This is a genomic window from Terasakiella pusilla DSM 6293, from assembly GCF_000688235.1.
Taxonomy (GTDB): Bacteria; Pseudomonadota; Alphaproteobacteria; order Rhodospirillales; family Terasakiellaceae; genus Terasakiella; species Terasakiella pusilla.
The window spans coordinates 1-23097 of sequence record NZ_JHYO01000040.1 but is presented as its reverse complement, the minus strand read 5'-3'; the positions used below and the strand labels follow the sequence as shown (position 1 = coordinate 23097).

Sequence of the window (23097 nt, the reverse complement as noted above, 5' to 3'; positions counted from 1 at the left end):
ACGTCATCCTCTTTCATAAGAAAGTAAATGTCCGTCGGAAGGACATCACGATTACCGATTAAGTAACACAGTGTCACCTCTACACCCTTCATCACGATTTGCTCCACTGTGTTTTACGACGGGCGTTATGGATCGCTTCTGTCAACGTGGCGTCACGGTCAGTGAGAGCTTGCTTTAATTGTTCAAGGACTGTCGCGACGGAGGGAAGGTCGGGGCCGCAAAGGATACTGCGGTGGTTGTTTATGTGGATGGGTTGGGAACTGTAGCGGGGGGTCGTAAATTGTTTCGCTTGATCGCTTGCTTCAAATTATCTTCTGTCCATTTATCACCATTTACGGTTAAGGTTTCAGTCGAAGAGTTTAGAGCTTGGGCCAACTTTTTATATGTCAATTTGCCATTTTCTTCGAGCTTCAATATTGCTTCACGGTGCGGGTTATAAAATTCATGGGCGTCTTGTTTTTGCTTTGCAACTCGTGCAGTTCGAGCTTGTTCAGTAATACCCGGTAATCGGCCATCTTTGTGTGCTGCTGTGGTAGCTTTGGATATTTTACGTTTACGTCGTTTATCTTTTGCAATCTCATTTTTTTGTTTCCTATGCCATTGAAAATGACACTGAATAGAACGACCGCAGGCTAAATCACTAACGTTAATTCCTTTGAAACTATCTGATCTGTTACTTACAAAATTCTTCATTGTCTTCATACCGTAAGAACGCCATTTGTTTAAATACGAGAGATCACAAAAGACAAGCTCCACGTTTTTTTCTGTATCTTTACTTAAGAAGGAACAAAGTTTAATAGCTTCATTTAAAACATCTTCAAAATCGTCAGGATAGTTTAATTCAGGCGGTTTATCCCATAATGATTCAAACGCAATTTCATAGTCTGGTTTTCTTCCAAGCTCTTCAATGAGTCCTGCTTGTTGCAGTTTTATGGTCTTGCTACGGCTAAGGGCATACTCGAACGAGGTCCGTGACCTTGGGAAAGTATATTCTTCGGGTTTTGATGGATAACTTAAAATACGGGTTCGAGGCTCAACTGGCACCCTCCATCTCGTAACTTCATCAAAGTAATATCCGGGATCGCGATAGGTCCAGTAAAATGCAACAATGATCTTATCCTGGATTTCAAGCTCATTTTCATCAATTACTTCACATAAATTTCCATCTTTGATTTTAACAACCATTGGCATGTTCCGTTTTATTTTTATAAATTGAAACAATAAGGTAGCATAAAAAAATACTGCCATTATACGATTTTTCTATCGCCAAGTGGCCTTCTTTTCATCCCCCGATATTCTATAGCCGATTTTGCACAATATGCAAAAAAAACCAATCGCTTTAGGAGATGACAATGAGCATGATTTCAGAAATCAAAGAACTGGCTGAAACACTTAACGGAACAAAAGAGGACATTCTTTTGGGGCAACAATTGATCCAGAAGTTGGCAGGTTATACCGTTCAACTCATGGATGAAGATAACGACAAAAGCATTCCAATTGAGGAAAATCAGCAAATGCGTAAAACCCCTCGCCACCGTCTGACGCCACAAGAGCGTGTGCAGATCATTTTCAGTAAAGATGCCCCTTCTAAAATTTGTGAAGACTATAAAATTTCCCTCTCAACAATGCGTGGGATCAAAAGCGGTTCTGGCGGGTATCATAAATTTGGAGGCTGCAAAGAGTTTTGGAACTCTTACACTAATAAATTTAGTGAAGAAATTCAGTTGCTGGAACATGTCAGCAAAAAAAAACGTGTTCAGCCTGTTATAGACAAAATTCAGGATGTCATTACATCAAGCGAACCACCGAGTGTTTTGATTAAACGATATGGCTATTTGATGTGCACGATTTGTCAAATTAAGTCAGGGACAAGTCACTATAAAACTCATGGTGGCGATAAACAAAATTGGTTGGATTACAAACGACTGCATCTTGAAGAAATTTCACGACTGTCAATTGCAGAGCGTAAATCTGCAAATGCGAATTAAATCGCTCCCTACGCGGTAACCGCTTCTACGACCTAAAGCCTAAACCAAACACTTCCCCGACATCGGTGACTTCACCCGGATCGTTTCCCCGTGAGACGTGAACCCTCGAACTCGGCTTGAGTTCACTGGTGTCGGTGATTTTTAAAAAGGAATATCGACATGTATCACGCAAAAAATATCAAAGTTAAAAATCAAGCTCCAAAGTCCAATGTCATCTACACCCCAGATCAATTGGCAGGTCAGATCGCAAACCTCGTGGGTAAGCATTCAGTTGTTTTTGATCCAGCAGTCGGTGGCGGAGCATTGATTAAACCGATGCGTGTCATGGGGCTTTGTCATCACGTTATTGGCATTGATATCAATAAACATGCAGAAGGTTTCCGTTTTTGCAACGAAACCGGGGTCTGTGACTTTACCAAGCTCGAATATTGGCCCTTTAAAATGCCTGACATCGTAATCATGAATCCACCATTCAATGGTGCGGAGGGTCGTCAACTTTACCCGGAACTCTTCCTCCGTAAGTGCTTTGAGTTTTTTGGCTACGATATTCCAGTTGTGATGGCTACCCCAGTTGGTTTCCGTTCCAACCTCCGCTCATTCACCTCAAAGCGGCTGGAATTCCTGCGTGACTGCAACATCACTTCGATCATGACCGTGCCTGCGACGATCTATCCCAGTGCATGTATTCAGACGGAAATCCTCTTTTTCAATCTTCCAAAACTGCCGCCACACATGGTGGTCGATCTCACTGACTTTCAACAAGCTGCCTAAACACAAACGACCTTCCTGAAAACTTTGGTCGGTGCATCGGGAAGGCCGCTCAACTCTCTCGAAAGGAGAATTTATTATGGACCCAATTAATACTTTCGACATCCAAGGTCAAGATACTGCCGCCATCGAGCATGTCCAGAACATCTCGGTCAGCGAAGACGAACTGCTAGAGCAAGCTGAGCAGGAGAATATCGATTTTGTCGCTGCTCAATGCATGGACGACGACATCGCAGAAGCTGCCACTTTGCTTCAAAATCTGCAAGCTGATATTGATGAAATTGAAAACAACTATGAAACGTTGCGTATCTTGCAGTTGGCTTATTCCATCCATCTGCAAAGCAAGAAGAAACCCGACGAATTTAAGATAAAGTGCGATATGGTAAAAGCAAAAGCTCGTGCTGATGCCAAGGATGGCGTTATCGTCTTCAACCTTCTCGAAAAGGTGAGTGGCACCCAATGGGCTAAACAGAATAAGACCCGCTGGGCAAAGGGCCTTCGTCTGGGTGCACAGCAGAACATCAGTATAGAGGATTTTTCTGATTATCTCGAAAGCCTTGGTGGCTGGTCTGCTGCGGCGAAGTTTTACGATAAATCAATCTCAGAAGATACCAAGGCTGAACGCGATGAGAAAAAACGCGATAATAGCCACCGCATCGCCACGTTGGAAAAAGAGGTTCCTGTGATTGCTCAATTGCCGGAAAATGGAGATGCTCCGGTTTGTTCTGGCACTGCCGGTCTTGGCCTGCTGGTTTACCGTGAAGGTGTTCATGGCGAAGACGGTATTCTTTGCCGCCTTAATATCACTGCTGATGATGTAGAGAGCCTGATCCACAAGCATCGTGGCAACTTGAGCAATGGACAGGTTGACGATATTCTTGCAACTCTTTCCGCTGAGGAGGCCGCTGACAATGTATAACTTTAGCGGAACACCGGAGGGAGTTCTTCTCCCTCCCGCACTTCCTGCGGCCAATGACACTGGGAGTGTCCGATGGGCCGGTGGCAAGTGCGGTCAAACCGATAAACTGGCAATGCTGCTGCCCGAAGAGATTGAGAATTATGCTGAACCTTTTGTTGGTGGTGGTAATATCTTTTACCATCTGCGAAAGACGGGTCGTATTAAGGGTAAGACATACCTTAGCGACATCAGCCTACCGTTAATCAACTTCTATCTGGTGCTACAGCGTAACCCCGAACAGGTTGCAAAAGCGGTTCTGCATCTTCATGAGCGATGTGGGCGTGGTAATCAGCAACTCTTTAGCGATGCTGTAGAGACCATCAACAGTCCCACCAGCACAGACTTTGAGAAGGCGGTTGCATTCTTTGTTCATAACACCTTGGTCTTCTCGTTGGCGACATTAAACTTTACGCGGAAGTCGGCTTTTGCTCAATCTTGTGCAGATACGAGAGGGCTAACGCTTCATAATATCCGCCGTCTTGTTGCAAATGGCAAAATGCTGGAAGGGACGATCATCGAATGTCAGGACTATCGGACTGCTGTTGAGAAACTGCCGGATAATACTTTCCTGTTCCTTGATAGCCCCTACGATGGAAGCAAAGAAGAAACTTATTGCACAGAGTTTGATCAAAACCTCTACGCAGCCAATTGCAAGGAATGGTCAGAGAAATTCCAAATGATGGTCACGTTGGATGCCGGTGTGGATAGTATGAGGCGGTTCAATCATTTTAAGCAGATCATCCGGCCCGTTCGGTATCACTCCACCAAACGGAAAAAAAATGAACAGGTGAGCCTGAATTACCAACCATCATTTTTGACAGACAAACTTGAGCTTTTGAACTGGACACACGTTCAACGGACAAACGGCGGAACATCAGACCAATGGTTCACGCCATTCGAATTGCTGAATACCCTGTATGATGCCTGTGGGGTTATGCAGTTCGACCTTGATCCGTGCAGTCCACCTGAATATTTGGCTCATACCAAAGCCAAGAAACGCTTCTGTGTTGAGTCTGGTGATGATGGGCTTGCGGAAGATTGGAGAGGGAAAACCATCTTCATGAACCCTCCCTATGGTCGTGGCATTGATAAATGGGTTGAAAAAGCCTGCACGGAAGTTGCCAATGGGAATGCCAAAACGGTCATTGGCTTGCTCCCGGTCAAAGCTGACACAGACTGGTGGCATAATCATGTCGCCATGAAAGCAGACATGTTCGTTTTTAATGGACGATTGAAGTTTGGTAACGCCAAAGGTTCAGGGCGGTTTGCATCAGCTTTGGCAATCTGGGGAGATACTTCGAATTTCGATATTTCTAAGTTCGGTAGCGATGAAACCTATCCCGGATATTGGCAAATGGCAGTATAGATAAATCTGAACAGGGCCCTCCCGCTTTGGGAGATTTCGGTTGCCTCCCATTATGGGAGATGGTAGATTTATAAAATGCGAGTTATATCGAAAAAGAAACTGCGGCAGTTCTGGGAAATGCAGGGCCGAGAAAACAGCAAGACCGAACTGGAAGTCTGGTATGACGTTACCAATAAGGCTCAATGGCAACACTTTGATGATGTGAAGCAGTCTTTTGGTTCCCGTGTCGATCTGGCGTATGGCAAGACTGTTTTCGATGTTCGCAACAATAAATACCGCCTAATTTGTTCGATTGATTATCAACGTCATGGGGTTTTGGTTCTCTGGATCGGCACCCACAAGGAATACGATGAACTCAATAAGAACAAAGGCAAGAAGCTAAAGGAGCTATGATCATGCCTATTGCAGAATTGACCATCAATGAAGTCATGGTCCATCCTTTGCGTTCAGAGGCTGACTATGACGAAGCCATCGAAACCATTGAAGAACTCTGGGGGGCAGAACCCGGCACAGACGAAGGTGACCGACTGGACGTGCTTATGGATTTGGTAGAGGCTTACGAAAGTAAATATCATGCAATTGATTTACCTGACCCCATTGAAGCCATCAAAATTCGCATGAACGACCTTGGTATGAATCAGAACGCCTTGGCTGAGGTGCTGGGCGTGAACAGCGGTCGTGCGTCAGAACTTCTGAATAAAGCCAATAATCGCAAGCTCACCTTGCCGATGATCCGTAAGCTGAATGAAGCTCTGGGCCTATCATATGACTGCCTTTGCCAATCATATGACGTAAAGGCCGCGTAAGTAACACTGTGTTACTTACGCCTTCGCCCATTCAGCAGACAGTGCTTCGGCTTGTTGCAGAACCAACTGCACGGCCTCGTCCGCTAAATCAGGTGGGTAGCCAAATTTCTTCAATACCTTCTTCACCATCAGGCGTATACGAGCACGGGCAGCATCACTGTGCATCCAATCAACACCCGTTGCATATTGGACCTTATTGAGAAGTTCTTGAGCGATGACACAGAGCTTCTTGTCAGACATGACTTCGCGTGCACTCTCGTTTTCGGCCAATGCCTGATAGAATGCCCATTCCTGATCCGATAGCCCCAGTTCATTACCCTTGGCGTTGGCTTCCTTTATCTCCTTCGCCATTTGGATCAATTCTTCTAGGACCTGCACTGTTGTCAGAGCATTATTGTGATATCGGGCAATGGCATTTTGCAAACGTTCAGAAAATGCTTTTTGTTGAACCACGTTGGTTTTTAGACGGGAACGAATTTCTCCGTTCAGAAGCTTTCGTAAAGCCTCCAAAGCAAGGTTCTTTTGTTCCATCCCATTGACTTCTTCAAGGAATTCGTCAGACAGGATCGATATGTCCGGGCTTTCTAAACCGGCGGCTTGCAAGACATCAACAATTTCAGTGGAGACCACAGACCGACTGACCACCTGTTGGATGGCAAGGTCAATTTCAGCCTTTGTCTTTTTGGCCTTTGTATCACTTTTGGTGATGACGGCTTTGATCGCTTGAAAGAGGCCGATCTCTTCACGGACTTCCTTGGCTTCATCGCTTGCAGAAGCCAATGCGAATGCCTTGGAAAGAGCAAGAACAGCATCGGCGTATATACGCCATGCCTTCTTCTTGTCATTCTCGTTCCTGATTTTCTCAGCTTCTTTGCGTTGATATTCAAGCACCCATTCCACACCACCGGCAATTACAGCCAGTCGGTCACGGGCGGAACCGCCAACTCCCTTGGTATAGTCGAACCCATGGAAAATATCGCGAACGACTTCCAGATATTCCAGCATCAAGGCAATGGCTTCATTTTCATCGACACCCGTATTTTCACGATCACCGGGCGAATATACAGATAGAGCTTTTTTCAGGTTCTGGGCCAACCCAATGTAATCGACAATCAAACCGCCGGGCTTATCACTAAACACCCTGTTGACCCTTGCAATGGCCTGCATCAAGCCATGGCCTTTCATGGGTTTGTCAATATACATGGTGTGCATGCAGGGGGCATCAAAGCCGGTCAGCCACATATCCCGCACAATGACCAGCTTGAGATCATCTGCCGGGTCTTTGGCCCGTTTTGCCAGTAATTCCCGTCGTGCCTTCCCGCCGATGTGTTGCTGCCAGTCCAACGGGTCTGTGGCTGATCCGGTCATGACGATTTTGAGAGTGCCCTTTTCATCATCTTCGCTATGCCAATCCGGCCGGATTTTGGTGATCTCTTTATAGAGGTCCACACAGATACGGCGGCTCATGCAAACGATCATTGCCTTACCATTCATGGCGGCCACACGATCCTCGAAATGCTCAACCAGATCAGCAGCGACGAGACCTAATCGTTTGGGGGAGCCGACCAAGGCTTCAACGGTGCTCCATTTACCCTTGGCCTTCTCGCCTTCTGTTTCGTGTTCCTCGCCAATGATGTCTTCAATCTCGGCATCAATTTTGGGCTTTTCGTCTTCGTCCAATTCAATTCGGGCCAGACGGCTTTCGTAATAGATCGGGACAGTCGCCCCATCTTCAACGGCACGCTGAATGTCATAAACATCGATGTAGTCACCAAACACCGCTGGCGTGTTTACGTCGGTTGCCTCAATAGGCGTTCCTGTAAAGCCGATGAAGGAGGCATTGGGTAAGGCATCCCGCATGTGTTTGGCAAAACCATAACCGATCTCACCAGTTTCCTCCTTCACCTTGGCCTTAAAGCCATATTGGCTGCGGTGGGCTTCGTCCGCCATGACAATCACATTGGAACGTTCTGTCAGCACCGGAAAGTCTTCGCCTTTTTCGGGAGAAAATTTCTGTATGGTCGTGAAGACAACACCACCGGACGGCACGGCCAGAAGTTCCCGTAACTCTTCACGATTTTTTGCCTGACGAGGTGACTGTCGGATCAAGTCCTTGCAACCCGCAAACGTCTTATAGAGTTGGTCATCCAGATCATTACGATCCGTGATAATAACCAGTGTCGGGTTCCCCATATCAGCATGGGCAATGATGCGACCGGCGTAGAAGGCCATCAGGAGGCTTTTACCGGAACCTTGTGTGTGCCAGATGACGCCAGCCTTGCGGTTGCCATCATCATCACTTGCCGACAAGCTGGTGCGAACGGCTTTTTGCACGGCGTGGAACTGATGATAGCCAGCGATCTTTTTAATCAGCTTGGAGCCATCACTATCAAACACGACAAAGCCTTGTAGGTAATCCAGCAGTCGCCGTGGTTCAAAGATACCGGAAAGCAGAATGTCCAGTTCCGGCACACCTTTGGGGGCAATGGCCTGACCATCCGTCGTTCGCCACGGCATGAAGCGTTCTTCATCCGCTGTCAGGGAACCCACACGGGCCAAAATGCCGTCCGAAGTTACCAAAAACAGGTTGGGGCGAAACAGAGCATGAATTTCTTTCTTGTAGGTTTGAAGCTGATTAAAGGCCCCTTCAATCGTGGCGTTTTCATCTTCCGGGTTTTTAAGTTCGATGACACCAAGCGGAAGTCCATTCACAAAGACAACGATGTCCGGGCGACGGTTATTGCGTCCTTCAATGACGGTAAACTGATTAACAGCTACCCAGTCGTTATTGTCCGTGGCATCAAAATCAAGCAGCCATACTTTTTTGGCTCTCAGTGAACCATCGGGGTCATAATCTTCAATATCAACGCCATTTGTCATCATCAGATGAAGACGACGGTTTTCTTCTATCAAAGACGGTGTGGCACTATCAATCACCCGGTTGATGACTTCGGTCAGACCCTCTTCGGAAACATCCGGGTTGATGATCTGTAATTGGTCCCGCAAGCGATCCACCAGCACGACATCACTGTAGGACGTTCGCTCACTATCACCACCATCCGGCCCAATATCTGGCCCGTGGAGAATGTCATACCCAAGCTCACCCAACCATTCCAGAGCAACCTGTTCTACATCGTCTTCGGTGATGATTTTCATGCGTTACCATCCCCTAATAATTGCTTGGTCATAAGTGCCTCCCCTTGTTCAGCGTCCAATGCCTTAATGTAGGGTCCCATAACTTCTTTGAGTTTTTCGAGATGGGATTGCATCCAGTTTTGGTAATCAGCCCAATGAGATTCATTCATCGGATTGCAGTTTGGTTTGACAAAGAGAAGTTTGGATTGCTTTCGATTTAAGAGTTCTTTCCAGTCCAGTTCAAAACCGAGCTTGCTTTCAATTTCTTCTTTATCTTCATGCAGAAGCCAGAATAGCGGCTTAGCATCATCACTGGTGATGTTAAGTTCCACACCGATTTGATGTTCGGTGGAATTAAGGAGAGCAGACATATGAAAACCGGATCGGCCAATACCAAAATTCATCCAATGTTGAGGATAGGCTTTCTGTGGTCGAACGGGGCTGTTTTCACTCAACAGTTTTTCACGGAATATCGTCCAGTATTTTAACTGGGAAGTCTTTGTAGGTGTCAAATCGCTTTCGGATATTTGCTTGGTCGCACGGGCAACAGAACGGGTCCAGTCATTGGGCTTGGCGATGATATTAAACTTGGGGGCGGCTTGGGAATTACCGATTTTCCAAAGTTCAACTTCAAGACCGAAAAAACGGAAGTTGTCGGATGTAATTTCATTCAGCCAGTCCATCGCTGCCCGATGATCATCGGTAAACTTGGCTGCGATCCATATGATGGTTGCCGCATCCAATCCGGCAGCATAGGTCATCAATTGCCCAAGGTGTTTGTGGTCCGTATTTTCCAACTGATTTTCGATCAACACACGGGTGTCGTTGTCGTCTGTGTTACGACAAAGAATATCTGCCCGAAATTCGCCGACGGGCTTTTCGACGGCTTCCAGTTCAAGGGCAAGATTTAGGGTTTCACCAAGGATTGCGAGGTTTTCCTCACGAGCCAGCCAAGGGGTAAAGTGCTGGTCCTCTTTTTCCCAAACATCACGAAGATTGACTTTTTCCAGACGGCCTAATTCTGTCATAGCTGATCCTCAACAGTTTTTTCCACGTCACGAAGGCGGATTTCGCCGGACATGAGTTTAGGGAGGAGGGTGTCGCGAAGGTCGGCGAGGGTTTGGTTTTGTTCTCGATTTTTTAAAGCCTTATATAATAAAGGTCCTGCAAATTCAGTAAATGCCAATACGCATTCCTTAGGCGGAATTAAAGCTCGCATACCAAGTAAACTTTGAGGCCCCACTCTCTGATGGCTCTTAGACGTTCCAGTTACCAACCCTTGATACATTTTCCTAAATTCGTAAGACCTAAACAGGCTGTTCAGATACACAAGAGACGCTCTCTTCGTTGGCAACATCACCAAAAACTCGGTCGAACAAATTTGCGGTCTACTGCTCTTCGCTAACGGAACCCAGACCCTTTCAATATCAGGGTTAAGTTTTGAAAGAAGAATAGAACGTTCAACTATTGGAGTTTTGTTACTTTTAATTTCTGACCCGAATTCGACAATTGGCATACCTGTCTTATCAAATGCAGGGAGACTGTAATGCTCATATGAAACTAAATGATTTTCTTGCGGTTTTACTGTTCCTTTACAATGAGAAGCTAAATCACCCACCACTCCAATAGACCATCCCTTTGGTAGGCCGTTTGCATCAAAGGTATCAGGAAAAAGCTCAGCCGTATCCGCAGACATATGGGCGGGGGCTTGTCCGGCGGCTTTAGCAATGACGGGATCGAAATCGACGAACCATGACTTGAAGGTTGACCGAGCCATCTCCTCCAACGTCTCATTCATCTGTCGGTTTAGTTCGATTTTGTCGTCAATACCTTCTAAGACCTTCACAATTCGTTTTTGCTCATCCATTGGGGGCAATGGGATTGGAAAGGAAGGAAATTCTTTAATTGATAATCGGTCAACAGTGCTTCCGGGGATAGTTCTGGAAACTAGAAATTTCTGATAAGAAGGAGATAAATAATTATATAAGAAGAAGCGAGGTAGTATTTTGGAAATATCTAATCGGACTAAACCCATTCGGCGGCCCAAACAACATTCCAAACCTTCTGGTATAATTGCCACTTCACCAATTCTTGTTTCATAAGAAAAAACAATATCATCGGGTTTAGGGGTAACTCTCCTTGTCCATTTTATAAAATCTTCATTTGATACGTGCCGAGTTTGCGAAAGTTCAATACGACCTTGATTTAGGGCACTTATGCCAAGGAATATTGGCCCTTTATCAATTGTTTTTGGCGTGGCATGAGGGCCATCAAAGATTTGTCCAACCTTTCCGATCTCAGTAGTAGGCCAAATCACGACAAACACCCATTCTTTAATGTTTCAAGCACTTCTGAAATATTCTTGGATAGCTTTTTTTCTCTTTCCAACTGATCTAATAATTTTGTTTTCAATGCCGCAAACTTTTCCTCAAAAGACACGCCATCATCTTCTTCATCCGCAGCCCCCACATAGCGGCCCGGTGTCAGGACGAAGCCGTGAGCTTCTACATCCTTGAGGGTAACGGCTTTGCAGTAGCCCGGCACATCTTCGTAAGCCCCGATCCGCTCTATCGCCTCAGCTTCACCACGCCACGCATGGTAGGTATCGGCAATTTTCTGGACATCTGCGGGGTCGAGTTCACGACGGGTGCGATCCACCATGCGGCCCATTTCACGGGCATCAATAAAAAGGATTTCGCCTTTGCGGCCTCTAAACCCGTTCTCGCCTTTATGGCGAGCAAGGAACCATAGGCAGGCGGGAATTTGGGTGGAATAGAACAATTGCCCCGGCAGGGCGACCATACAATCCACGACATCATCTTCCACCATGGCCCGTCGAATATCGCCTTCACCGGATTGTTGGGAGGACATGGAGCCATTCGCCAAAACCACGCCAGCGGTGCCACCGGGTTTCAGGTGGTGCACGATATGTTGCAACCATGCGAAGTTGGCATTCCCCGCAGGCGGAATACCGTAGGCCCAACGCACATCATCTGACAGCTTGTCCCCACCCCAATCAGACGAATTAAACGGTGGGTTTGCCATGATGTAATCAAACTTCATGGATTTGAATTCGTCGTTATGGAAGGAGCCTTCGTTGTTCCAGCGGATATCGGCATCAATGCGACGCACGGCCATATTCATTCGGGCCAGACGGTAAGTGGTGTTGTTTGACTCCTGCCCATAAACAGCCAGATCGCCGATGCGGCCTTGGTGGGCTTTAAGGAACTTATCGGACTGCACAAACATACCGCCGGAGCCACAACAGGGATCATAAACCCGACCCTTGGTCGGCTCCAGCATCTCCACCAGCAGACGCACAACGGATTGCGGCGTGTAGAATTCACCACCCCGACGGCCTTCGGCACCGGCGAAACCGTTGAGGAAATATTCGTAAACCCGCCCGAAGACGTCACGGCCCTGTGCATCCTCCCCCGTGGTGTGGATTTTGGCGAATTCGTCGATCAGTTCACCCAGCATGGTTTTGTTCATACTGGGGCGGCCATAGTCTTTTTGCAAAACGCCCTTTAACGGCGGGTTGGCATCTTCAATGCCCCGCATGGCCTCATCAATCAGGTTGCCGATGGTGGGTTGCTTCGCGTTATCTTGCAGGAATTTCCAGCGGGATTTTTCCGGCACAAAGAAGATATTTTCCGCCAGATATTCGTCTTTGTCTTCCGGGTCTGAATATTCGTCTTCCATAAGCTCGGCATATTTGGCCTCAAACGCTTCGGAGATATATTTCAGAAAGATCAGACCAAGGGCGACGTGCTTATATTCGCCCGGTTCCATATTGCCCCGCATCTTGTCGGCGGCGGCCCATAAGTTCTCTTCAAATCCAACATTGGCACTTGTGTTCTTGTTATTCTTTTTTTCAGCCATAACTGAATGCGACCCCTAAATAAGATGCGTAATAAATTTCAAGTATGCAACCATAAGGACGGCAGGTTACACCAACATCTTTTTAAAGGCTATAGCCATCAAAGTCCAAGATGATTCTAACGATTAGGTGACAGGGTGTTACCTATAGACCAAGTAAGGCCGCATACCGTTTTACATCCACCTTGCCATCGCCATCACCCAATCGCTCGTTTTCCAGTGACAACAGCGACAAGATGATCTCGGCTTTTCTTTCTGGCTTCACATTTTTCTTAGATTTGAGCATGAGACGCTCAGCTTGGATGATGATGTCTTGGAGACGTTGTTGATCGACGCCAAGGCTGGGTTCAATCGGCAGTCGGTCATCAATGAGATCGGCGGCATGACAGCCAAACACTTCTGCAAATTCTGACAAACGTATTGTGGTTGTTGAGCTTCTATCATTCTCGATTCTGTTTACCTGAGAGACAGTTATGCCTAAACGATGGGCGGTTTCTTCCATCGTTAAGCCAGCTTTTTTACGAAATTCTTTGATGCGGTTTTGCATAATATGCCTCCTGAAAGCTTGGAATTTTCAAGCTACAGATAAGACTTTGCACGATATGCAAACTTTCAAAAGGTCATTATATGCAATTTATGGATTGACAATAATTGCATTTAACGCTCAATAATATCGCATCATAAATCGGAAGGTGTGAATGTTGCTAAAGGCTTATCTCAAGAAAAAGAAGATCACCATGTTGGAATTTGCGGCTCGAATTGATGTGAATGTCTCGACCGTAAGCCGCATCTGCCGTGGTGTTGTCGTGCCTTCACGCTCAACCATGCAACGTATCTTTGATGAGACCGACGGCAAGGTTCAGCCATCCGATTTGGTTCAATTTAATCAGGGGAATGGAGCATGAAGAAGCTTCTATCAGCACTGACTTTAGCTGCAATTTTATTGGCAAACGGTGCCGCTGTTGCCGGTGGCACAGCCTATCAAGTGCGTGTTTACTGTAAAGGCCAGCCAATGTGGGAGACGGTGATTACCGCTCAAGCTGCCGGTGCTGCACAAAATATCGCCGAGCGTCAAAATCCCGGCTGTAAGGCCGTTGTCATTGGCGTTGCAAAATAAGGATCATAGATATGTCAGACACAGAAATTCCGGTAACACCCAATGCGGTGACCTTTCTTCACCACGCACAGAAAGACATTAAGGTTGTTAAAAACGGGTTCGATTGGCCTGCTTTCTTCTCGCCGTTCATTTTGGGATTACCGCATCTCATTCGCAAAGTCTGGGTGATCGGCGGCATTTTGTTGGCACTTAACATTCTTTCTTTCTTCATCCCCGCTGGGGGTGCTTCTGAGGAAGAAGCTATCGCTGTTCTCATCTTGTCTCTCGCCATTGGCATAGGAGTAGGCATTTGGTTGGGTAAAAACGGGCGTGCCCATCACGCGAAGTCCTTACTTTCGCAAGGCTATGAGTTCGCTCACCCAGCACATGAATCGACCAAGGCAGCCAAGCTTAAGTGGGGCATTCTGTGATCTGGCGTTTCTTCTGTGTCATCGGTCTTTCACTCACTTTAACCGGGTGCTTGCAGACTCGCATTGTTACCCTTGTTGACGGTGATGGGGAGACGATGACGCAAGTCGGGATGACGACGAATGTCGTATATGCATCCGTTCTGGAACAACAATTTAAACAAAATAATCAGCAATATATCCACAAAATATTGCCGGATGGGTCCATTCAATTCGTGTTGAATGAAACCTTGTCGTCTGATCAGTTTAATTGCCGTGGCTTTTTTCTAAAAGAATGTTCAATGGATGTCCGCATTCCTATAGCGGTCAACGATCCGATGATGGAAGCGATCATCAAAGAAGCCATGAAAGGCAGCGACAACGAAATGATGCCGATTGTTTCTTACGTGGTCATTTTGCCTAAAAGTGCCCGTGTCAAATCAACCAATGCCCATGAACAATATACCGATGAAGACGGGCTTAATCTGGAATGGACCTACAAACCCGGTCCGGGTGATGTGCTGGTCTTCAAATTTACCGCAGGAATTTAAAGATGAAAAAAATTATCAAATTAGCCTCTTGGGGCGTGGTCGCCTTGGGGTCTCTGTTCGGTGCCTCCAAAGTCTTAACGGCTCTCCTTGATACAAACTTGGGTTGGCCTGCGACAGCAGCTACTGCCGCCATAGGAATTGGATTTGCTGTCGTGCCTTATTGTATTGCCCGTGCAGTCAATGAAATTCTCTATGAGGTGGAGTTATGAATAAAACACTGAAATACTTTTTGATCGGTCTTGGTGTTGTAGCGGTAGCTCAGATCATCAGGCACGTTTTTCTTTGATGCGACTTATTCTTTTGATCTCCATTTTTTTCACACTTCCCGCATGGGCCTACAACGAGAAATATACGCCTGACGTTGACTATAACCGGGATCCGCAATATTGGGACCAACGTCGCCAAATGATGGAAGGTGGTAAAATCAAACGCATCGCCGACAAATGCGAAGAATATACCCAACTTCACGGTGACATGGCTGAACGTGCGAATGGCTGGCTTTATCGGTTTGCGGTTCCTTATGGTGGCGGTAATGCTTTCATTGATCGTCCAACTCATTTCAAAATCGAAAAACGCATCATTGCTATCCACGGCCAACTTCGCGAAGACAATCGTTGGGAACGTCATGGGGCTGCTGTTCCGGGTGCCGAAGAACGTTGTAGGGTCAACTCAGAGAAGGCCAGTCAGCAAATCATCGAATTGATGAAACCTTTTGGGGCGGTCTATATGCAACGCGATAATGATTGGACAGAAGGTTGGAAATAATGAAAATATTTGAGTGGAACATCGATATTCAGCACGAGAAGCTCCGCAGATTGGTTTACTCACCAGCGTGCGGTAAGACTGTGATATCAGGATCAATCAGATTTAGTGTAGTATCATATCCAACCACATCAATGCATGTGGCCGATTTAATTTGAAATAGCGACATCTCTTCGCTTTCAGCAAACAATGCAAGGTCCACGGTGAAGGCAATTTCTTGGCCGCAATCGCCTGTGCCTCGCATCTGCACACTTCTGACATTCGCGACTGTGCAGTTCAATAAGGGGAAATAGACCCGTATATCGTCCACGTCTTTTGGGGAAAGACGACCCGCAACTTTCGTCGTAACCATAACAGTCCATTGATACAGGTGTTGTGATGTGAGGCTTGGTGGTCTTGGTTGATCAAACTGGTTTAGACGCATAGTGAGTCCCTTGTAAATTCACTTCTATTTATGCCAACTGATCAGAATATACACAAAAGAGAATAAAATTGACTAAATATATGGAATAACGTATATATATCCCTGAGATAATAAATTTAAATATACTTTATTAGATATAATAGTTACAAAAATATTCGGTATTTGATATGGAAAAATCAATCTTTGATAAGATGCTCAAGACCATCAAACGTCGCCGTAAGGAATTGAAGATATCTCAGACAGAAGTCTCCCAACGAACAGGTTTAAACCAAGGGAGAATTTCTGAATTTGAACGAGGTAACGTTAATTCCAGAATGGGAACTTTTATTGAAATCAGTAGGGCTGTAGAATTAGAACCTGTGCTGGTTCCTCGTGAACTCTTGTCATCTGTAATGTCGATAATTGATGGAAAGCAACAATCAGACCGACCGATTTATGCCCTTGATGTGGAAGACGAGGACGATTGATTATGGCTGACATATTGGATGTCTATCTTCATCAAAAACATGTCGGAGAGATCATCTCTCTTTCCAATGAACGCAGCCTGTTTAACTTGCTTGATTCTTATACCGAGGATGAAAAACGCAGCACATTATCGCTCTCTTTCCTTCGAGCGAACAATACGGTCGGGACGAGTGGTAAGCCACGGAAATTGAAGGTCGAGCCGTTTTTCTCCAACCTTTTACCCGAAGGTCGTTTAAGAGAATATATAGCAGAAACCAACAAACTCTCACCCAAACGAGAATTCCATTTATTGAATGTCTTAGGCCATGACTTGCCCGGTGGCGTTGTTGTTAAATCCCGTGCGGAGCTTACAGATGAAGTAGCCGAACTAAATGACGAGGCGAAAGCAGGCACATATGAAGGAGAGATGAAATTCTCTCTTGCCGGTGTTCAAATGAAAATGTCCGCCATTAAAGATGCTGCGGGAGGCTTAACGGTGCCTGCACACGGGTTGGGCGGAGCATGGATATTGAAGTTTGCCTCGGAACGTTTCCAGTCGGTTCCTGAAAATGAATTCTGGATGATGACTTTTGCTCAACGTCTCGGTTTCGATGTTCCGGAAATAGAACTGCTGGAAACCCATAAAATTGGCGGATTACCGGAAGGTTTACGTTCTGACCTCGGAAGAACTTTTGCTATTCGGAGATTTGATCGAACAGATCACGGGCGTGTGCATATCGAAGACTTCGCACAAGTCTTTGGTATTTGGTCGAGTATGAAATACGACCGTGTGAATCACGAAATGATTGGCCGCGTTCTCGCTGAACAAGTCGGAATGGATGGCGTTCTGGAATATGTTCGCCGTCTTGTTTTTTCAATGGGGATCGGCAACGGAGATATGCACGCTAAAAACTGGTCGCTCATATATCAGGACCAACGCACACCAACATTAGCACCGATGTATGATTATCTCTCAACACTGACTTATGAGGCGAAGCCTGCATTTGCATTGAATTTTGCTGATCGCAAAACATATGAAGATTTTGATATAGATAGTTTCAAGCAATTCGCAGATGCACTTCAATTGCCTTCGGGGGCAATTGTAAAGACGGCAAAAGAAATGGCCGAGAAAATTGCTGATTTTTGGGCAACATTAAAGACTGAGGTCGATCTACCTGAGTTTTTGATTGCTGCCATATCAGACAATATCAATTCAATACCTCTGTTCAAGAAACGATAGAACTGCCCAGATACAGCGTTAATGAACAACATTGATAAATACTCTTAATGACAATATCAGGAGTAAAAATCATGTTGATAAAAACCGAGGGCATGCCGCTTCATGAGCAAGTCTTTGAAGTGCTCAGAGCAAACTATTTCTTGAACGATGCGGCTGATTTTAGCCGTCAGATGGGACGTAGCCGGACTTACCTGTCTACGCTCCGATACAACGGACATTCGCCGTCTACGGACGCTTATGCGAACCTTCTGAACTACTTGCGGGAATGCCATGGCGAAACAGAAGACGCCGACCTGAAAGCCTGCTTGGGCCATTACATTAAACTGGTCGAGGAGATCGTGGCATGATGAAAATTTCTATTGTGCCGATCAGCTTTCAAGGCACCTTCCCGATGGGGTATAGCCTCCCAAACTGGCTTTGCTCAAAGATGGAAATCGGCGGTCACAGTGTTTTGGTGTCAACTTTGGAAACAGAAACCGTGCTCGGTGATATTTGTCAAATCAAAGTTACTGGACGGCTTGTCATTCCGCACGAACTGGAAGACGGCCACCTTGAACAAATCAAAGACATTGAATCTGGAAGCTGCTTTTCAAATGGGGTTACGGCTCAGGTATGGAATGTGAAAACCAAGGTTGCCGCTGACAATATCATAATCATTGATCTTGATGGACTTCAAAACGCGATGAACGGTTCAACAGAAAAACCAAAGGATTTCGATTATAAATGCAGGTCCTATTCAGACCTTGATCTGGCTCATCTTGATAGTTTGGTCAAATTACTTGCGGGAGAAAGTTGAGATGTCAGAAGATCGAAGCCGAGAACTACAGAAAGAAATGCAAAGCGGCCTTAACCAACTAGATAAAAAGGGTTAGGCCAGAACTTCCAACCCTTTACGGTCAATCAGATCAAGTAGACGTGCGGCGGCCCCCTTCGGTGGGGTGCCGTCCTTGGCTTCCCATTTAACGACGGTTTTTGTAGAAACGCCGACGAGTTTCGCTAATACCGCTTGGCTGATATGCTCACGTTCTCGCAGTTCCTTGATCTTTTTTCGGTCAAAATCAGTTTGGTGCAAGCAACGTTCATCAAATTCCCGCATGGTTGTTTTGGAAATGGCACCGGCAGCATGAAGGTCAGACATCACACCGTGTAATGATTTTGATAGATCAGATTTATAAACACTCATTGTATAACCTCCAATTCCCGAAAGACTTTCAAACCGCTTTCATCCAATTTCATAATGACCTTGGCGGCAGCTTTCAGGTCCTGCTTTTCACCATTCGAAATATTTGCCTTTTGGTTCTTCTTGAAGCCGTGGATAAAGAAAGCCTTATCATCAATCTTTAATGCGATAATGGTTCTATACGAGCCGCTCTTACCCTGACCGACAGCAGCGATCCGCTTCTTGTAGACCATGCCGCCCAAACTTGCCTCATACTGCCCTTCATTGACCTCTAAAGCAGCTTTAACCAACTTGGCATCAGTGATATCGGTTTGCTCGCACCATTTATCGAACTGGCGTGATGTAAAGACCCGCATCAAATCCTTCTATGCTAAAAATTACTATACTATAATATAGTATATTTGAGAAGATGCAATCTCTATGAAATCAATCGCACCCGGTAGCGACTATTCATTTCAATCGATATTCCGATCTCACGCCACAGTCGTTTTGACATGATAGCCTGTGTTTTGATGTTCGGGTTATGACGATAGCCAAGTGTCCGGCCCGACGTCTGATTAAACTGATCCAAATGAAACAGCTTCACCATATCCTTGGTGCCGAATACAGCATTCTCAATCAGCAACTGTTCATACTGAGCAGGCGATAGCATATGGTAAATGGCGGTGACAGCATCAGTGCCATCTTGATTAAACGAATTCGAGCCTTTCGCTGTATCATGTGTGGTGGCCTCAATATCATCAGACATATTGGTAATGATCGCCCCGCTTGGATGTTTGGCCTTAATATCGGCGACCAGTTCATCCGTCTTCTCACGATTGGCCCGATTATCCAGAATGAGGTCAAGGGTGATTTCATTCCGGTCAAACAGTTCCGGTCTATCGAAGTTTAAAACCAGAGGTCCGTCCTTCATATTTTTCATGGCACGAATGATGCGGTGCTCGGTAGTCAGGAAAGTGATCCGCGTCTTGTCTTCTTTGGTCCACCAATCATGGAACTTCACATAATACATGTTACCGTTAATCGAACGGTAGGGACTATCGCTGGTATTATTAACGCCATAGCCTTCAAGGGAAGTATCCACTGTCACCAAATGCTTCGCAGTGAATTTCAGATTGGCGATCTTTCTGGCTTCATCAAACTTCACATGTTCAGGGGCTACTGCATTATAAGCCTGTAGCTGCTGTGATGGTGGCAGCTTGGCAAACCTCTTGCTCATCTTTCGCACCAGCTTGACCTGACTGGCTGGATAACGGTGCATCAGGTCTTCCATCGTCACTTCATCATAGATGATCCATTGAGCACGCATATCAGAGGCCAGAGCTTTCATGTTTGAAGTGCTTTTCCGACGCTCCCGAGCATAGTCTGGGTGCATCCACAACCGGGTGCCGCCGACAGCGTGCCATTGTTTCACCACAGCATGCACTGTGAAGAACACAGGACGGAGTTTGCCATCACCAATATTAAGCTGATCCCACATAGTGGCTTTTTCAGTTTCCATCCATTCAGCGACTTCCGGGCGGTGGTCATACACATAATCCAACATGCTGGTGGCATTCGCCTGAGCAACATCCTCAACTTTAAGCTTTCTTACGCCTGTTGCAGCACACGCAATCTCAACCATCTTGGAGGCTGAATATAAAGTAATCCCGATATATCCATTTCCATGATTGATCCGGTTAAACTCCTCACACTTTTCTTCTGCTTGCGAATAACTTTGGCAAGCAAAGATGATGTGACCTTCACCCGGTTGGTCATACAGTGGAATAGCACTCATGATTGATGTGGACTTAGAGGCCCCTTCGCCCGTGAAGATACACGAATTTACAACGCTCTCAGACGTGGCAGCCAATAATGCGAACTTACCCAGCTTATTACGAACGTCTTGTGGTGTTTCGACCTTTGCATCAAACATACGCTCGACCCCAAGTGGGATTTGCGGTTTATCCAACGTCATCATCAGGTGATCGTTAATCAAGAAATACTCCATCAAGTCGTTTGCCGTTTTCGGCAGAATGTATTCCTTTTCTCTTGATCTCACCTCACCCAACAAAACCAACCGATCATGATCCCCTGATACAAAAGATGATGGCCTTTGATCTTCTTCATCATTGAAGAAATTGATCGTATAGCCATTGACGGAAGTTGATACCGATGCTGGCCGTGGGTGGCACTTTGGATCACCAAAGGCTCGATCACATAAAATGCTCAACTCCGAAATAAAGCGTTCTTGCTGATCTTCTGTCAGATCACAATTCATTACCGGGATCGGTTTCTTAGGCAACTTTGGCTTAACTTTGGCTTCAAGAAATTTCCGGGGCTGATGTAACCAGTCTATGCCGCCACGACCATCGTTGCGTAATTTTGACCACAACATGACCTGCGGCACGCATGATCCGGCTGGTATACCGATAGCACTTCCCTTGGGATAAGAACGTAGGCCCCAAGGCAACCTCCGCCATTGCTCCGGTCGTCGCAACGCCATATCTGCATCTGCCATAATGCCATGGGCCTCAAAAATCTCGCCAAGATGGTCCCACGCTTCCATATACCCGGCACGCAGCATATCGTCCGGCAAGTCAGCCAGATCGGCATCAACTTCCGCCTTGCGAGTATATTTCAGTCTCTGTGGCGACAGGTGCCGGGTATCAAACATCACATGGAGGTGACAAGATTTATTGCCTGACCAGACGTATTCCACCCCACGGAAATCTTTATATCGGGATAGTTCCTGATAAATCTCACCAATTTTGCAATTGGTGTCTTTTTTGCCACCCATGCACCACGAAATTTGTTCAGCCAGACCCGCTTGATAATTCTCAGCCGGGTCAACTTCGAAGGTGTGGACATAAAAGCCGCAGTTAATGACCCGTTCAGATGGTGGCGGGAAATATCTTCCGGCTTCATCTTTGTCTGGCACCGTCAGCGTGTTGGTGAAGTATTGAATGCCTTCTGTCCCAGCGTTTTGCATCGATATATTTTTTGCAAACAGGTTTTCAGCTTGCTCATGGTTATAACCCGGCACAAAAACACGGTCCGATACAGGTAGGTAAGTTTTCTTTGGCTCATTGTATAAGTGCAGAGCCAATAGAGGGAGTAAGTTGCTTTGTGGTTTCTCAATTGCCCGTGTAACCCGGTTTAGGGCCTTCGTCGGTAAGAAATGAAGGTGCTGCTGGACACAAGCAGTCCAGCCCTCAACATCGTCCTTTATATATGTAATTTCACTCATCAGCGTTTCTCATTGTCATCAGATATGATCCTTATTTATCATTGTAGAACATAGCTGCTGTTCATCAGTTGAATTGCCTTAGACATCGAGTTCACTGAATCGTGCAATTTAAAAAAGCTCTCGACTTGAATTTTCTTTTGAAATGATGGTTGCTCAGCATTCGATTCGCTCAAGATACAGTGCTTTCATGCCGAAAAATCATGCAATATGAATGAACTAGCTGGAATCATCGAGTCCATTGAAATGACTCGCGAATTTGAAATATTTGAGCATTTCATGTGATTTTACTGAGCATAAAATTTGACAAATCAGAATGAAGTCATAGCATTATTATAGAACAAATCAGGTGCTACATGCTTAATCTTCAATTTTCCGATCAAACAAAACCAACAGCAATTAAAAGCAGACAACGCGATCCGCTCGATATTTTCTCAGAAAGTCTCAATCAGCAAATCGAACTGGTGAAGCTACTCCAAGAAGGCAAAACACTGACACAAACGAAACGCCGTTATGTGAGCGGCAAACGTGTTGAAGTTGATGTCGAGGTCCGCCCTTGGTTTTGGCAAAATAATGATAATCAATACCTCCTGACCCCCCGCTACAGTTCCCAACCCATCCACATAAACAACCACCGCAGTATCCTTTGCGGCCCCGACCTTCCCTCCGTCGCGACAGTCCTTGAACAATTAAAGCAAGCTCTCACTGACCGTGACGCCACGTTGACAGAAGCGATCCATAACGCCCGTCGTAAAACACAGTGGAGCAAATCGTGATGAAGGGTGTAGAGGTGACACTGTGTTACTTAATCGGTAATCGTGATGTCCTTCCGACGGACATTTACTTTCTTATGAAAGAGGATGACGT

The 23097-nt window shown here is 45.9% G+C and carries 27 protein-coding genes; 17 read left to right on the top strand and 10 right to left on the bottom strand.

What is annotated here, in order from left to right; genetic code table 11:
- Window positions 1-240: 240 nt before the first annotated feature.
- Entirely contained in the window at window positions 241-1185 is a 945-nt protein-coding gene (locus Q397_RS0118625; protein WP_156950793.1) for a hypothetical protein, read from the bottom strand.
- A 167-nt stretch (window positions 1186-1352) separates the two neighbouring features.
- Between Q397_RS0118625 and Q397_RS0118620 the strand changes: the two genes are divergently transcribed.
- From Q397_RS0118620 to Q397_RS0118595, 6 genes are all read left to right on the top strand, one after another.
- The gene (locus tag Q397_RS0118620) at window positions 1353-1988 is read left to right on the top strand and encodes a hypothetical protein (RefSeq protein WP_028880697.1); all 636 of its coding nucleotides are present in this window, start codon (window positions 1353-1355) and stop codon (window positions 1986-1988) included.
- A gap of 159 nt (window positions 1989-2147) precedes the next feature.
- On the top strand, window positions 2148-2759 hold the full coding sequence (locus Q397_RS24490) for a DNA methyltransferase family protein (RefSeq protein WP_051610333.1): 612 nt from the start codon (window positions 2148-2150) through the stop codon (window positions 2757-2759).
- Window positions 2760-2835: 76 nt separating this feature from the next.
- Window positions 2836-3675 carry a hypothetical protein gene (locus Q397_RS0118610; protein ID WP_028880696.1) on the top strand — a complete coding sequence of 280 codons (840 nt, stop codon included), beginning with the start codon at window positions 2836-2838 and terminating at the stop codon, window positions 3673-3675.
- Window positions 3668-5080, top strand: coding sequence for a DNA N-6-adenine-methyltransferase (locus tag Q397_RS24485; RefSeq protein WP_051610331.1), 1413 nt, complete (start codon window positions 3668-3670; stop codon window positions 5078-5080). Before Q397_RS0118610 ends, Q397_RS24485 begins: the two co-directional genes overlap by 8 nt.
- A gap of 75 nt (window positions 5081-5155) precedes the next feature.
- Window positions 5156-5473 carry a type II toxin-antitoxin system HigB family toxin gene (locus Q397_RS0118600; RefSeq protein ID WP_028880695.1) on the top strand — a complete coding sequence of 106 codons (318 nt, stop codon included), beginning with the start codon at window positions 5156-5158 and terminating at the stop codon, window positions 5471-5473.
- 2 nt (window positions 5474-5475) lie between these two features.
- Window positions 5476-5886: a helix-turn-helix domain-containing protein gene (locus Q397_RS0118595; RefSeq protein ID WP_038014784.1), complete on the top strand. Its 411-nt coding sequence runs from the start codon at window positions 5476-5478 to the stop codon at window positions 5884-5886.
- Window positions 5887-5901: 15 nt separating this feature from the next.
- Here Q397_RS0118595 and Q397_RS0118590 read toward each other — a convergent pair whose 3' ends face one another.
- The 5 genes from Q397_RS0118590 to Q397_RS23335 form a co-directional block, all read right to left on the bottom strand.
- Window positions 5902-9042 carry a type I restriction endonuclease subunit R gene (locus tag Q397_RS0118590; RefSeq protein ID WP_028880693.1) on the bottom strand — a complete coding sequence of 1047 codons (3141 nt, stop codon included), beginning with the start codon at window positions 9040-9042 and terminating at the stop codon, window positions 5902-5904.
- Window positions 9039-10049, bottom strand: a complete 1011-nt coding sequence (locus Q397_RS23345) for a DUF4268 domain-containing protein (protein ID WP_038014772.1) — start codon at window positions 10047-10049, stop codon at window positions 9039-9041. Before Q397_RS23345 ends, Q397_RS0118590 begins: the two co-directional genes overlap by 4 nt.
- Window positions 10046-11338: a restriction endonuclease subunit S gene (locus tag Q397_RS24835; protein ID WP_169738016.1), complete on the bottom strand. Its 1293-nt coding sequence runs from the start codon at window positions 11336-11338 to the stop codon at window positions 10046-10048. Before Q397_RS24835 ends, Q397_RS23345 begins: the two co-directional genes overlap by 4 nt.
- Window positions 11335-12903, bottom strand: coding sequence for a class I SAM-dependent DNA methyltransferase (locus tag Q397_RS0118575; RefSeq protein WP_028880692.1), 1569 nt, complete (start codon window positions 12901-12903; stop codon window positions 11335-11337). The genes Q397_RS24835 and Q397_RS0118575 overlap by 4 nt, the downstream gene beginning before the upstream one ends.
- A 142-nt stretch (window positions 12904-13045) precedes the next feature.
- On the bottom strand, window positions 13046-13447 hold the full coding sequence (locus Q397_RS23335; RefSeq protein WP_038014769.1) for a helix-turn-helix domain-containing protein: 402 nt from the start codon (window positions 13445-13447) through the stop codon (window positions 13046-13048).
- Between the two features lie 151 nt (window positions 13448-13598).
- Between Q397_RS23335 and Q397_RS0118565 the strand changes: the two genes are divergently transcribed.
- The 6 genes from Q397_RS0118565 (at window position 13599) to Q397_RS0118535 (ending at window position 15719) form a co-directional block, all read left to right on the top strand.
- The gene (locus Q397_RS0118565; protein ID WP_028880691.1) at window positions 13599-13805 is read left to right on the top strand and encodes a helix-turn-helix domain-containing protein; all 207 of its coding nucleotides are present in this window, start codon (window positions 13599-13601) and stop codon (window positions 13803-13805) included.
- On the top strand, window positions 13802-14017 hold the full coding sequence (locus Q397_RS0118560; protein WP_028880690.1) for a hypothetical protein: 216 nt from the start codon (window positions 13802-13804) through the stop codon (window positions 14015-14017). Before Q397_RS0118565 ends, Q397_RS0118560 begins: the two co-directional genes overlap by 4 nt.
- An 11-nt stretch (window positions 14018-14028) precedes the next feature.
- Window positions 14029-14427, top strand: a complete 399-nt coding sequence (locus Q397_RS24480; RefSeq protein WP_051610327.1) for a hypothetical protein — start codon at window positions 14029-14031, stop codon at window positions 14425-14427.
- A complete protein-coding gene (locus Q397_RS0118550) occupies window positions 14424-14954 on the top strand; it encodes a hypothetical protein (RefSeq protein ID WP_028880689.1) in 531 nt (176 codons plus the stop codon). Before Q397_RS24480 ends, Q397_RS0118550 begins: the two co-directional genes overlap by 4 nt.
- 2 nt (window positions 14955-14956) lie before the next feature.
- A complete protein-coding gene (locus Q397_RS0118545) occupies window positions 14957-15163 on the top strand; it encodes a hypothetical protein (protein WP_028880688.1) in 207 nt (68 codons plus the stop codon).
- 76 nt (window positions 15164-15239) lie between these two features.
- The gene (locus tag Q397_RS0118535) at window positions 15240-15719 is read left to right on the top strand and encodes a hypothetical protein (protein WP_028880687.1); all 480 of its coding nucleotides are present in this window, start codon (window positions 15240-15242) and stop codon (window positions 15717-15719) included.
- Window positions 15720-15774: 55 nt separating this feature from the next.
- On the opposite strand, the gene Q397_RS25105 is transcribed toward Q397_RS0118535, so the two are convergent.
- Entirely contained in the window at window positions 15775-16068 is a 294-nt protein-coding gene (locus Q397_RS25105) for a hypothetical protein (protein ID WP_156950792.1), read from the bottom strand.
- A 239-nt stretch (window positions 16069-16307) separates the two neighbouring features.
- On the opposite strand from Q397_RS25105, the gene Q397_RS0118525 reads away from it, so the two are divergent.
- The 4 genes from Q397_RS0118525 (at window position 16308) to Q397_RS0118510 (ending at window position 18620) form a co-directional block, all read left to right on the top strand.
- The gene (locus Q397_RS0118525) at window positions 16308-16607 is read left to right on the top strand and encodes a helix-turn-helix domain-containing protein (protein ID WP_028880685.1); all 300 of its coding nucleotides are present in this window, start codon (window positions 16308-16310) and stop codon (window positions 16605-16607) included.
- A gap of 2 nt (window positions 16608-16609) precedes the next feature.
- Window positions 16610-17824: a type II toxin-antitoxin system HipA family toxin gene (locus tag Q397_RS0118520; RefSeq protein ID WP_028880684.1), complete on the top strand. Its 1215-nt coding sequence runs from the start codon at window positions 16610-16612 to the stop codon at window positions 17822-17824.
- A gap of 71 nt (window positions 17825-17895) precedes the next feature.
- A complete protein-coding gene (locus Q397_RS0118515) occupies window positions 17896-18171 on the top strand; it encodes a DUF6626 family protein (protein WP_028880683.1) in 276 nt (91 codons plus the stop codon).
- Window positions 18168-18620, top strand: coding sequence for a hypothetical protein (locus Q397_RS0118510; protein ID WP_028880682.1), 453 nt, complete (start codon window positions 18168-18170; stop codon window positions 18618-18620). The genes Q397_RS0118515 and Q397_RS0118510 overlap by 4 nt, the downstream gene beginning before the upstream one ends.
- Before the next feature lie 72 nt (window positions 18621-18692).
- Here the strand turns inward: Q397_RS0118510 and Q397_RS0118505 are convergent, their stop codons facing one another.
- The 3 genes from Q397_RS0118505 to Q397_RS0118495 form a co-directional block, all read right to left on the bottom strand.
- A complete protein-coding gene (locus Q397_RS0118505; RefSeq protein WP_028880681.1) occupies window positions 18693-19007 on the bottom strand; it encodes a helix-turn-helix domain-containing protein in 315 nt (104 codons plus the stop codon).
- Entirely contained in the window at window positions 19004-19360 is a 357-nt protein-coding gene (locus tag Q397_RS0118500) for a type II toxin-antitoxin system RelE/ParE family toxin (RefSeq protein WP_028880680.1), read from the bottom strand. Before Q397_RS0118500 ends, Q397_RS0118505 begins: the two co-directional genes overlap by 4 nt.
- A 62-nt stretch (window positions 19361-19422) precedes the next feature.
- Entirely contained in the window at window positions 19423-22233 is a 2811-nt protein-coding gene (locus tag Q397_RS0118495; protein WP_156950790.1) for a hypothetical protein, read from the bottom strand.
- A 353-nt stretch (window positions 22234-22586) separates the two neighbouring features.
- On the opposite strand from Q397_RS0118495, the gene Q397_RS0118490 reads away from it, so the two are divergent.
- Window positions 22587-23006, top strand: coding sequence for a hypothetical protein (locus Q397_RS0118490; protein WP_028880678.1), 420 nt, complete (start codon window positions 22587-22589; stop codon window positions 23004-23006).
- The last annotated feature ends 91 nt before the right edge of the window (window positions 23007-23097 follow it).